The organism is Geitlerinema sp. CS-897 (assembly GCF_028368005.1).
Classification (GTDB): domain Bacteria; phylum Cyanobacteriota; class Cyanobacteriia; order Cyanobacteriales; family Geitlerinemataceae; genus Baaleninema; species Baaleninema simplex.
The window spans coordinates 1-13909 of the sequence record NZ_JAQNCQ010000235.1; the positions used below are offsets into that span (position 1 = coordinate 1).

General features: G+C 56.0%; 4 protein-coding genes and 1 pseudogene. 4 read left to right on the forward strand and 1 reads right to left on the reverse strand.

All coding sequences use genetic code 11. From position 1 onward, the window contains the following. Positions 1 to 364: 364 nt before the first annotated feature. The gene (locus tag POG22_RS14790) at positions 365 to 1234 is read right to left on the reverse strand and encodes a helix-turn-helix domain-containing protein (RefSeq protein ID WP_498906092.1); all 870 of its coding nucleotides are present in this window, start codon (positions 1232 to 1234) and stop codon (positions 365 to 367) included. A gap of 177 nt (positions 1235 to 1411) precedes the next feature. Between POG22_RS14790 and POG22_RS14795 the strand changes: the two genes are divergently transcribed. From POG22_RS14795 to POG22_RS14810, 4 genes and pseudogenes are all read left to right on the forward strand, one after another. Then, a complete protein-coding gene (locus tag POG22_RS14795; RefSeq protein ID WP_498906093.1) occupies positions 1412 to 2041 on the forward strand; it encodes an NAD(P)-dependent oxidoreductase in 630 nt (209 codons plus the stop codon). A 424-nt stretch (positions 2042 to 2465) separates the two neighbouring features. Beyond that, on the forward strand, positions 2466 to 7883 hold the full coding sequence (locus POG22_RS14800; protein WP_498906094.1) for a PA14 domain-containing protein: 5418 nt from the start codon (positions 2466 to 2468) through the stop codon (positions 7881 to 7883). 358 nt (positions 7884 to 8241) lie between these two features. Continuing rightward, positions 8242 to 13629 (forward strand): PA14 domain-containing protein, encoded by a 5388-nt coding sequence (locus POG22_RS14805; RefSeq protein ID WP_498906095.1) that lies wholly within the window; start codon positions 8242 to 8244, stop codon positions 13627 to 13629. Between the two features lie 4 nt (positions 13630 to 13633). Further along, positions 13634 to 13768: pseudogene (locus tag POG22_RS14810) on the forward strand (ISKra4 family transposase); the annotation flags it as partial. Between the last annotated feature and the right edge of the window lie 141 nt (positions 13769 to 13909).

Here is a 13909-nt window from a genome sequence, read left to right on the forward strand (position 1 = left end):
CTAAATAATTAAATTTATTCTACATTAATCGATCGCTCTATGTCAAGTTCTGCAAGCTTTACAGAATTTCGGCTTTGAATTTCAAATATCGAAATTGGGGTTAAATTAGTATTTTTTTGCATAACAAAATCGGAAGAGCCCTTTATTTTTAACATAAGTTAACCGTCCTAGAAGGACGGGGGTGCATCTCACTTTTGCAAAAACATCAGTTTGGGGTGGCAAAATTCCCGATTAGCACTTCCGGTATAAGATCCCCGGCATCTTGGAGATGCCGGGGATCTGGAAATTGAGTGCGCCCAATTCAATGAATTTACATTTTTGAGATGCACCCCCCCAATCTCGCGCCTCGCAGGTGGGGTGAGCTTCATTGGCTTCTGTAGGCTTTCGGCGTCGTTCCAGTTAACTGCCGAAACTGCTTGCTCAAATGGCTGTGGCTGTTGAAGCCGCACTGTAAGGCAATATCCGTAATCAGTCGATCGGTTTGTGTCAACAATTGCTTGGCGCGATCGATACGTTGGTGAATTAAATATTGATACGGAGACATCCCAACGGACTGCTTGAACAAACGGCTGAAATGAAATGGACTCATATCGAGCAAACTTGCCAAATCGGACAGCTTAATATCTGCCGCCAAATCGGTGTCGATGTACTCCAACACTTGCCGCAGTTGATGTTGGGGTAAACCTCCCTCGTAAACGGGTAACTGCGGTTGCGTCGTGGCGTGCTGCCGCAGTAAATGCACGGCTAAGACGTTCGCCAGCGAATCCACGTACAATCGATTGGCAGTGTCTTGCTGGAGTTCGCCGAGCAGCATCATACCCACGACTTCGATTTGGGGATTGCGAGTCCGAAAAGCAGGGATTAATTCTAGGCGATCGCTATCCCGATCGAAGGTTTCTCGAGCGACGCTTTGAAGGAACTGAGCGTTTAGCCGAATTTGCAGGTAATTATCGTCGCTCTCCCAGCGAACGAACAGCGGCGTGTTGGCTGGCGTAATGGAAAAATCACCTTTTCCATACAGTCCCGAATAGGTCTTTCCGGCTTGCCTTTGCAACATCTGCACGGGACGAGAGACGAGGGACAGACTCAGCGTATGCTCGTCGTCGTAGCGACAGGTTCCTTCTCCGGCGGGGTGTTGAAACTGTGTCACCCGAATGTAATCCCACTCTCGAGTCGGATTAGACCGGGTCGGGAAAGCATGGGGTCGAGCCTGTTGGGGAGCCGTTGGTTTCACGATGCCAGCCCAGTACGTCTAGTGCCAACTATACGCGATTTTTGGATGCCCTTTTTGGAGGGTTCGACCCGAGAAGGAAAAATCGATCGCAAGATCGCGATAGTTTCGCAAGAATTAGATAGTCTCGCGGCGATCGCGTTCCTAAGCTGAGAATATCAACGCTCAGGAGAACACATTATGAAAGTACTGATTTTCGGATCGACGGGGGGTACGGGTCGCCAAGTCGTCGAGCAGGCACTCGAACGGGGACATACAGTGACAGCATTTGCTCGCGATCCCGCCAAACTCGACCTCGAACACGCCAATCTCGAGGTGGTTCGGGGAGATGTCACAGATGCCGCGTCGGTAGAGCAAGCGGTACGGGGTCAAGACGCGGTGGTGTGCGTCCTCGGTTCCGGCCAGAAACTGACGGGAACGATCCGCTCGGAAGGGACGCGACAGATTATCGACGCGATGGAGAAAGCAGGCGTCCGACGCTTCATCTGTCAATCGACCCTCGGAGCGGGAGACAGTTGGGGAAATCTCAACTTCTTCTGGAAGTACGTCATGTTCGGATTTCTGTTGCGAGCGGTCTTTACCGACCACGAGCAGCAAGAAGCCTACGTTCGACAGAGTCGTCTGGATTGGACGATCGTGCGTCCCGGTGCTTTTGTCGAGGGGAGTCGAACGGGTCGGTACCGACATGGTTTTCCCAGCAGCGACAAGACCTTAAAGCTCGAAATCTCCCGTGCGGACGTGGCGGACTTCATTTTGAAGCAACTGACGGACGATGTGTATTTGGGTCAGACTCCCGCTTTATCCTATTGAGCGTTTCCCACTGGCCCCCACAACGAACGTGCCAGCGATCGCTCTGAAAATGTATAGCTCGGCACAAAACGTCAAGGGAGTTTTTTAAAGTTTTCGTAAAGCTCCCATCAGTATTCGGAGTCTTCTTGTGAAGTTTTGTATAAGTTCCGTGAAGATACTGAGGAACTCTCGACCGGATCTGTGCTTCAACTCTCCCAGGTTGGCTCGAGCCGTCTAAGCTGAGCCAGCAGCGATCGCCATCGGCCGACCGTTCGATAACCATCACGAGTCTGCCCGATCGAGCGATCGCCGTTTAGGTGCGTCGATCGTCGTCCAAATTTAACCGGGTTCGTCGTCGGGGTGGACAGTTTTCCATCGCGAACACAGGACAGATAACGTCCGAGAACCCGGTTCGCACGTTCTTATCGTCGAGACAGAACAAAACATGAGTAACGGCATCGGTCTCACCGGATACTACTACGACCACGACGGCAAATCCCCTGACTTTGCCAATCTCGTCCTCACCCGCCTCGATCCCACCATCGACTTCAACTGGGATAACGACGCCCCCGCCCCCCAGCTAGACGACAATACCTTCGCGGTGCGCTGGTTCGGACGGATCGAACCCCGGTACTCTGAAACCTACACCTTCACCACCACCAGCAGCGACGGCGTCCGGTTGTGGATTGACGGAGAACTCCTTATCGACAACTGGAACGTCCAAGCCCCCGGCGAACATCGAGGGACGATTACTCTCGAAGCCGGAAAACAATACGACATCCGCCTCGACTACTACGAGTATTTAGGACGGGCGGTGTCGCAGTTGGAATGGTCGAGTGCTTCCCAACCCCGCGAAATCGTCCCCAGCAGTCAGCTTTATCCCGATACCGCCAACCGAGGCAGTGCGGGAACTCTGCAACTGACCGCCTCAGAATACCGCTACGACGAAGACGGAAGTGCGATCGCCGCCGTGACCGTCAGTCGCACCGGAGGCATCAGCGGCGATGTGGCCGTGACCCTCGACCTCAGCGACGGAACCGCCACCAGTCCCGAGGATTACGACGACACGCCGATTACCGTCACCTTTGCCGACGGCGAGACGACAGAGAAAATAATCTCCATTCCAATCGTTGACGACGACGCGATCGAAGACGACGAAACCCTCAAACTCACCTTGCGAGATGCCAGCGGCGGCGCGTCGGTAGGCGTGCAGGACAGCGCGATCGTCACCATCGTCGATAACGAAGTCGCTCCCACGCCACTGGGACGGGGTAGCGGATTAACGGGCTACTACTACGACCATCGCGGCTCGACACCAGACTTTTCTAACCTTATCTTGACGCGCACCGATCCCACCGTTAACTTTAACTGGGACAACGAAGCGCCCCATCCCCGACTCGACGACGATACCTTTGCCGTGCGCTGGCAAGGACAAATCGAACCTCGCTATTCCGAAGACTATACCTTTCATACCACCACCAGCGACGGGGTGCGGTTGTGGATCGACGACCAACTCCTCATCGACGACTGGGACATCCAAGCCCCCACCACCAACAGCGCCACCATTACTCTAGAAGCGGGGAAACAATACGACGTTCGCATCGACTACTACGAGTATTTAGGACGCGCCGTGTCGCAGTTGGAATGGTCGAGTCCGTCGCAAACCAGGGAAATCGTTCCGACGAGTCAGCTGTATCCCGATCGCCAACTCCCCCGAGGCCAGTTAGCCTTTAGCGCCCCCGAGTTTAGCCTGCGCGAAGACGGAACCGCCGTTCTCGACGTGACCGTCCGCCGCAGCGGTGGCAGTACCGGAATCGTCGGGGCGACGATCGCCCTCAGCGACGGAACCGCCACCAGTCCCGACGACTACGACAACGCCCCGATTACCATCGAGTTCGACGACGGCGACACCGCCGACCAAGTGATTTCCATTCCGATTGTCGACGACGATCGCATCGAAGGGGACGAAACCCTCGACCTGAGCCTCACCGATCCCACCGGCGGCGCGACGCTGGGAACTCAAGACACCGCCACCGTCAATATTTTCGATAACGATCTCGCCCCCAGTACCGGAACCGGTTTGACCGGCTATTACTACGACTACGACGGGCGATCGCCCGACTTTTCTAACCGGGTAGTTTCCCGCCTCGATCCCACCATCGACTTCAACTGGCAAAACGACGCACCCGATCCGAGGTTAGACGACAATACCTTCGCCGTGCAGTGGTTCGGTCAACTCGAAACCTATAGCGACCCAGGAGCTAATACAGTCGCCAAGAATCGCTCCAGCGAAGAGTACACCTTCTACACCACCAGCAGCGACGGCGTGCGCCTGTGGGTAGACGGCCAACTCCTCATCGACGACTGGGACATCCAAGCCCCCACCACCAACCGCGCCACCATTACCTTAGAACCGGGGCGCAAATACGACGTTCGCATGGATTATTACGAATACCTCGGACGCGCCGTGTCGCAGTTGGAATGGTCGAGTCCGTCGCGATCGCGGGAAATCGTACCGACGAACCAACTCTATCCTCTGGCGGCGAATCCCGGCGCGTTGGAATTTCAAGCCCCGACGTTCCGCCTCAACGAAGACGGAACCGCGATCGCTGCTGTCACAGTGGTTCGTACCGGAGGCCTCGAAGGAGACATCGCGGCGGCGATCGCCCTCAGCGACGGAACCGCTACCAGTCCCGCCGACTACGACAACGTCCCGATTACGGTTAAGTTTGCCGACGGCGACAACCTCCCCAAAACCGTCGAAATTCCCCTCGTGGACGACGATCGCATCGAAGACGAAGAAACGCTCGTCCTGACCTTAACCGACGCCACCGGAGGCGCGACCTTGGGAACCCAAGACACCGCCGTCGTGTCGGTCGTCGATAACGATTTCGTCAAAGCCAACGGAACCGGGTTGACGGGACAGTATTTCGACGGACGGAATTTCGATCGCCTCGTTGCCACCCGTACCGATGCCACTGTCAATTTCGACTGGCAAGGGGGCAACCCTGCCAACGGCTTAGCTGACGACGGCTATTCCGTTCGCTGGGCGGGGGAAATCGAGCCGCGTTTTAACGAAACCTACCGCTTTCATACCATTTCCGATGACGGCGTGCGATTGTGGGTCGATGACGAACTGATTATCGATAGGTGGCAGTTGCAGGGGCCGACCGAACATACGGGAACTCTCGACCTCGAAGCCGGTCGACGCTACGACATCCAACTCGAATACTTTGAAAATCGAGGAGGCGCAACGGCACAGTTACTGTGGTCGAGTCCCTCCCAAGACCGCGAAATTATCCCCCAAAGCCAGCTTTACCCCTATCCCGATTTGACGGTGGACGACGCCGAAGTCCTCGAAGGAAACGCGGGAACCACGCAGGATTTAGTATTTGCATTGCGGTTGTCTGCCCCCAGCGACGACCCGGTAACGGTGGAGTACGTCACCCGAGACGGAACGGCGGCGGCGGGAGACGATTACCGTGCGACCTCGGGGACAGTGACGTTCGATCCCGGAACGGTCGAACAAACGGTGACGGTGTCTTTGCAGGGAGATGGGGCGATCGAAGACGACGAAACCTTATCTCTGGTTCTTCAGAATGCTAGCGAGGCCGTTATCGTCGATGGGGAAGCCGTGGGGACGATTCGCAACGACGATTTCGGGACGCCGGGTCGGAATTTGCCTCGGGGGACGAAGATTGCGAACGTGCGCGATTACGGAGCGAAAGGGGACGGCATCACCGACGACACGAAGGCTATCCTGGCGGCGATGGCGGACAATCGGGCGGTATATTTTCCCGACGGTACGTATCTCGTCAGCGATACCTTGAAGTGGAGCGACGATCGCCGGTTGTTGATGCAGGGAGAGAGTCGCGACAAAACGATCGTGAAGTTAGCGGACAATCTCGACAGCTTTGGCGATCCGGCGAAGCCGAAACCCCTCGTCGATACCTTTTTGGGAGGCAGTACGGGACAAGCGTTCCAAAATTCGATTTTCGATATCACCTTCGATGTGGGGGCGAACAATCCCGGTGCGATCGGGGTCGATTTCCAGAACAACAACCAGGGCGGACTGCGAAACGTAACGGTGCGATCGAGCGACCCGGACTTTGCCGGTCATACGGGGTTAGCCTTGACGACGCCCTGGCCCGGCCCGTCGCTGACGAAAAACGTCACGATCGAAGGGTTCGATATCGGCATCAAAACCGATCGCAACGAATACAGCAACGTTTTTGAAAACCTCACGCTTTCTAACCAGCGCGTCGTCGGATTTCACAACGAAAACAATATTTCTACCTTTTACAACCTCACGAGCAACAATCGCGTCCCGGCTTTACGCAATATCGATCGCTTCGCGGTGGTAACGATGGTGGACAGTACCCTCGACGGGGGAGATGCCGATCGCTCGGCCGTCGAAATGAACGGGGGTAATCTCTACGCCCGCAACGTCAACACCTCCGGTTATGCTTCGGCGTTGCAGAATGCCAAGGTCAGGGTTCCCGGAAACGCGATCGACGAATACGTCTCGACCCGCATTCACAGTACCTTTCCCTCAGCCCAAACCTCCCTAAATTTACCCGTCGAACCCATGCCAGACGTGGTGTACGACGAAGTGGAAAACTGGGTCAACGTCGAAGAGTTTGGGGCGATTCCCAGCGACGGCCTCGACGACACGGCGGCGATTCAGGCGGCGTTGGAGACTGGGGCGACGACGGTGTACTTTCCCCAAGGGAACTACAACCTCAGCGACACGTTGGTCGTCGGCGACGGCGTGCAGACGATAACCGGCTTGTCCTACCAAACGATTTTTACCATCGACGGCCCCCTCAAAAGCCAAGCCAAGCCCGTGTTTCGGTTTGAAGGGACGACGACTCCCGTGGCGATCGAACGCTTTTGGGGCAACGCTGGGGGCGGCGATTTCCATTGGTTCGACCACGCCACGACGCAACCGCTAACCGTGCGAAACGTCCTCACCAGTTCCGGGGAAGCCTATCGCAACAGCGTCACTGGGGGGAAAGTCTTTCTTGAAGACGTGACGATGAGCGGTTGGAAATTCGATCGACAGCAGGTTTGGGCCCGCCAACTCAACGTCGAACTCCCGACGACGAACATTATCAACGACGGGTCGGACTTGTGGATTTTGGGGTTGAAAACCGAGAAAGAGGGGAGCGTTCTCGAAAACCGCAACGGCGGCCGCACGGAAATCCTCGGCGGGTTGATTTATCCCTCGGGGGGCGGCGATCGCATTCCGGTCGATCGCCCGGCGTTTATCAACACCGACTCGCAACTGACTGTCGCTGGCGTCGGAGAATCCCGTTACGGCGTCGGGAGTTACGAAATTCTCGTCGAAGAAACCCGCAACGGCGTCACGAAGCAAATTCTCAACAACTTCAACTTTAGCCAACGGGGGACGGGCATTTTATTTCCCCTCTACGCCGGATCGAACGAAGGCGCAGAAACGCTCGAGGGCGACACTGGCGACAACCGCTTGAACGGCGGGGCGGGATCGGACATCCTCGCCGGAGGTGGGGGCGTCGATACCTTTGCGTATACCGTTCCGCAAGAGGGGGCTGACGTTCTCAAAGACTTCGATCGCGACGATATTCTGTCCGTCTCGGCGGCGGGATTTGGGGGCGGTTTGAAAGTGGGCGTTCCCCTGAGTTCTGGGGCGGCGAAAACGGGTACGTTCGTCAGCGAACCCGATGCCAAACCGATCGGTCCCGACCCGACTTTCCTCTACGATACGAAGACCGGACAGTTGAGTTTCGATCGCGACGGAACGGCGGCCGGGGCCCCGGTAACGCTCGCCATTTTAGAGACGACGCCCGACCTCGAAGCCCGTCAAATTGCAGTGGTGGCGTAAGCGATCGTTTCCACACACTTTTTAAAGATTCCGTAAAGCGATCGCAAATTCACGCAGAGTTTGCGATCGCCATTTTTATAGATTCAGTAAAGATACGGAGGCAAGTTCGGAAAAGCCCGATCCCCGACTCCATAATGAGGTTGAGACTCAAAGAATACACTGAATTTACTTACAAAAAACCTTATTTAGTCCTTTGCTCCGCTCTGGCATCCCGTTGGCAGAGTGTTGTAGAGCCTAAACTTCCTTCGCGTCCGACGCTGACGTGTTTTTGGGTGCAGTGGGCTTTGACCCCAACCGACTCGAGGTTTTTACCGAACGAGAACGATACGACGACCCTGTTTATCCCACCTTAAGAATCATGAGTAACGGCATCGGTCTGACTGGATATTACTACGACCACGACAGCAAATTTCCCGATTTTGCCAACCTCGTCCTGACCCGTATCGATCCCACCATCGACTTCAACTGGGACAACGGAATGCCCGATCCCAGTGTGGACGACGATACCTTTGCCGTGCGCTGGCAAGGTCAAATCGAAGCCGAACACTCCGAAACCTATACCTTCTATACCACTACCAGCGACGGGGTGCGGTTGTGGGTAGACGGCCAACTCCTCATCGACGATTGGGAAATCCAAGCCCCCACCACCAACAGCGCCACGATTACCCTGGAGGCGGGGCAACAATACGATATCCGCATCGATTACTACGAGTATTTAGGACGGGCAGTGTCTCAACTGGAATGGTCGAGTGCCTCCCAATCTAGAGAAATCGTCCCGACGAGTCAGCTCTATCCCGATTCCGCCAGCAGCAGCGACGCCGGAACTCTAGAACTGACTGCCACCGAGTACAGTTACGACGAAGACGGAAGTGCGATCGCCGCCGTCACCATCAGCCGAACCGGGGGCAGCAGCGGCGCGATCGACGTCACGCTCGATCTCAGCGATATCACCGCCGTCAGTCCCGACGACTACGACAACACGCCCATTACCGTTAGCTTTGCCGACGGAGACACCACCGACAAAGTCGTCTCTATTCCCATCACCGACGACACCCTCATCGAAGGCGACGAAACCTTCGATGTTACCCTCGTCAACCCCACTAACAGCGCGTCTCTCGGCGCTCGAACCAGCGCCACCGTCACCATTGCCGACAACGATTCCTCCTCGACTCCCTCTTCCCCCTCTGGAAGTGGCACCGGCTTAACTGGCTACTACTACGACCACAACAGCAAATTTCCCGATTTTGCCAACCTCGTCCTGACCCGCACCGATGCCACCGTTAACTTTAACTGGGACAACGGAATGCCCGATCCCAGCGTGGACGACGACACCTTTGCCGTACGCTGGCAAGGTCAAATCGAAGCCGAACACTCCGAAACCTATACTTTCTACACCACTACCAGCGACGGGGTGCGGTTGTGGGTAGACGGCCAACTCCTCATCGACGATTGGGAAATCCAAGCCCCCACCACCAACAGCGCCACGATTACCCTGGAGGCGGGGCAACAATACGATATTCGTATCGACTATTACGAGTATTTAGGACGGGCGGTGTCTCAACTGGAATGGTCGAGTGCCTCCCAATCCAGAGAAATCGTCCCGACGAGTCAGCTTTATCCCGACCCCAACCTACCGCGCGGGAGTCTGGCCTTTACCGCCCCCGAATTCAGCGTTCGCGAAGACGGAACGCCCGTCCTCGACGTGACTGTGAGTCGCAGCGGAGGCAGTACTGGGGCAGTCAGTGCCACCATCGAACTCAGCGACGGAACCGCCATCAGTCCCGACGACTACGATAGCAGTCCTATTACCGTCAGTTTTGACGACGGCGACGACACTGATAAAGTCGTTTCGATTCCCGTCGTAGACGACGACCTCGTTGAAGGCGAAGAAACTTTCGATCTGACCCTGACCTCTCCCACGGGTGGAGCGACCCTCGGCGTTCAAAACACCGCCAGCGTCAACATTGTCGATAACGACGCCAGTGTGGGAACCGGAACCGGGCTGACGGGATATTACTACGACCACGACAGTCAGTTTCCCGATTTTGCCAACTTGGTGCTGACCCGCACCGATCCCACCATCGACTTCAACTGGGACAATGGAATGCCCGACCCAGCGGTGGACGACGATACCTTTGCCGTACGCTGGCAGGGGCAAATCGAACCGCTGTACGCTGAAGAGTACACCTTCTATACCACCACCAGCGACGGCGTGCGGTTGTGGGTAGACGGCCAACTCCTCATCGACGATTGGGAAATTCAAGCCCCTACGACCAACAGCGCTACGATCGCGCTTAACGCGGGGCAACAATACGATATTCGCGTCGATTACTACGAGTATTTAGGACGGGCGGTGTCTCAACTGGAATGGTCGAGCGCCTCTCAAAATCGGGAAATCGTCCCGACGAGTCAACTGTATCCCCTCGATACGAACCCCGGAACTCTCGAATTCAGCGATTTGACCTTCAGCGTGCGAGAGGACGGAACGGCGATCGCAGCGGTACAAGTAGCCCGCAAAGGCGGCATCAGCGGTGCGGTGGGGGCGACGCTGAGCCTCAGCGACGTGACGGCGACGAGTCCCGATGATTACGACAACACGCCCATTACCGTTAACTTTGCCGATGGGGATAACACGACGCAAACCATCGCGATTCCCCTCGTCGACGACGACGCGATCGAAGGAGACGAAACCCTCAACCTGTCCCTAGACAGTCCCACGGGAGGGGCGGCGATCGGGTCGCAAGATAGCGCTGTGTTAACGATCGTCGATAACGATTTCGTCAACGCCAGCGGTACGGGATTGACCGGTCAGTATTTCAACGGGACGAACTTTAATACTCTCGTGAGAACGCGTACCGACGCGACGGTGAACTTTAGCTGGGGTGGAGGTGCTGCCGCTGGCGGACTCGGTTCTGATTTTTACTCCGTGCGCTGGACGGGAGACATCGAACCCCGTTTTACCGAAACCTACACCTTCCACACGATTACAGACGACGGCGTGCGGCTGTGGGTAAACGACGAACTGATTATCGATCGCTGGCAACTTCAAGGGGCGACCGAACACACGGGAACCATCGCCCTCGAAGCCGGACAGCACTACAACATCAAACTCGAATATTTTGAAAATCAAGGGGGTGCGACGGCGCAGTTGCTGTGGTCGAGTTCTTCGCAAGCGCGTCAGGTGATTCCTCAAAGTCAGTTGTATCCGAATCCGACGGTCACGGTTCGGGACGTGCTGGTAACAGAAGGAGACGCGGGAACGTCGAATCTCGTCTTTACGGTGACGCTCTCAGACTCCAGCGACGAAACGGTGACGGTCGATTACGCCACCAGCGACGAAACGGCGACGGCGGGAGTCGATTACACGGCGGTTTCGGGAACGCTGACCTTCGCCCCCGGAACGATCGAACAGACGGTAACCGTTCCGATACAGGGTGATGGAGACATCGAGGACGACGAAACCTTTTCCCTCGCTCTCGGCAACGCGACGGAGGCGGCGATCGTCGATAACGCGGCGATCGGTACGATTCTCAACGACGATTTCGCGACGCCGGGATTCAATTTGCCCAGCGGGGCGAATATCGCCAACGTCAAGGATTACGGCGCGACGGGAAACGGCGTCACCGACGACACGGCGGCGATTCTGGCAGCGATGGCCGCCAACCGCACGGTTTATTTTCCCGACGGTACGTATCTCATCAGCGATACGTTAACCTGGGGCGACGATCGCCGCTTGTCGATTTTGGGCGAAAGTCAGGAAAATACGATTATTAAAGCCGAAAGTGGTGTCGAAGTGTTCGGCAACACGAACAGTCCGCAGCCCCTGATCGATATGTTTAACGGCACGGGTAGCACGGGTCAGGCGTTCCAAAATTCGATTTACGATATCACGATCGACGTGGGATCGGACAACCCCGGTGCGATCGGCGTGGCGTTCCAAAACAACAACCAAGGGGGTCTGCGAAACGTCACCATTCGATCGAGCGATCCCAATTTCCAAGGCAGTACGGGATTGGCGCTAACGACCCCCTGGCCCGGCCCTGCACTGATTCAAAACGTCAATATCGAAGGGTTCGACGTGGGGATCGAAACCGACCACAACGAATACAGCAACGTGTTTGAAAACGTTTCCCTGTCGAACCAACGGGTTGTCGGCGTCCTCAACCAAGGAAATATTTCCACCTTCTACAATCTCACCAGCAACAACAGCGTCCCGGCGATTCGCAACACCGAACAACGGGGTATCGTTACGGTTCTCGACAGTACGTTTAGCGGTGGGTCTTCGGGGAATTCTGCGATCGAAATGGACGCCGGAACCCTCTACGCTCGCAATGTCGCCACGTCCGGTTACGCGTCGGCGTTAGACAACAACGGCGTCGTCGTCCCCGGAAACAGCATCGATGAATACGTTTCTCAAGCGATTCACAGTACGTTTCCCTCGGCGCAAACCTCGTTAAACTTACTGGTTGAAAACGCCCCCGAGGTGATTTACGGCGATGTCGCGAACTGGGTCAGTCCGACGGACTTCGGGGCGGTTCCCAACGACGGTCTCGACGATACGGTGGCGATTCAAGCGGCGTTGGACAGTGGGGCGGCGACGGTTTACTTTCCCAAAGGAAATTACGATATTAACGATACGTTGACGGTCGGCGATGGAGTGCAAACCATCACGGGTTTGTCCTATCAAACGATTTTCTCGATCGGCGATCCCCTTAAAAGTCAAAACCAGCCCGTGTTCCGCTTTGAGGGGACGACGAACCCGGTGGCGATCGAGCGGTTTTGGGGCAGCAGCGGCGGCGGTAGCTTCTACTGGTTCGATCAGGCGACGACGCAACCGCTGACGGTACGGAACGTTCTGACCAGTTCGGGAACGGCGTATCGCAACAGCGTCACGGGCGGTAAGGTCTTTATTGAAGACGTGACCATCGGCGGTTGGGAGTTTAACCAACAGCAGGTTTGGGCCCGCCAACTCAACCCGGAAGTGGCTACGACGAACATCGTTAACAACGGCTCGGATTTGTGGATTTTGGGGTTGAAAACGGAGAAAGAAGGGGTCGTCGTGGAAAACCTCAACGGCGGTCGCACGGAAGTCCTGGGGGGCTTGATTTATCCGGCGGGAGGCGGCGATCGCATTCCGGTCGATCGCCCGGCCTTTATCAACACGGACTCACAACTGACGATCGCGGGCGTTGGAGAATCGCGTTACAACGTCGGAAGTTACGAGATTCTCGTCGAAGACACGCAAAACGGCGTCACGGAGCAAATTATCAACAACACGAGCTTTACGCAACGGGGGAACGGTTTCTTAATTCCTCTCTATGCGGGATCGAACGAAGGCGCGCAAACCCTCGACGGCGACGCCAGCGACAACCTCTTAAACGGCGGTGCGGGGTCGGATACGATAACCGGCGGTGGCGGTGCGGATACTGTCGCCTACAACGCCCCCAGCGAGGGAACGGACGTGCTGACAGATTTCGGTAGTGACGATGCGATCGAGGTTTCGGCGACGGGATTCGGCGGGGGTTTACAAGCGGGGGTCGCTCTCAGTTTCACGGCTTCGGACACGGGAGTCTTCGTCAGCAGTGCCGATGCGACGCCTCTCAGCAGCGATCCCACGTTCCTATACGATACGACTACGGGACACTTGAGTTTCGACATCGATGGAACGGCCGCCGGTTCCCCCGTACTCCTGGCAATTTTGGAAGGAACGCCGTCTCTGACTGCGAGTCAAATTGCTGTCGTCTAACAGGTCTGGAGCCATTGAATCGACGGTCAAGCCGATTGGTCGGCGTCTCAAGATTTCCGGCGCTCAGTGGGAACGTCAGAACGTTCCACAAGCCCTCAAGCAACGCTGTGCTTATCTCAATGGAGACTTTTACGCCTGATACGGAATCCAGGTTTGATACGGAATCCAGTTGTCAAAGCCACGCTATAATAGTTAAAACTTCAGACTTAAAAAGTGATGCCGAGAACAGCAACGATAGTTCCCCATTTGCCAGTAGAAGAACTTAAAAACAGATATAGAA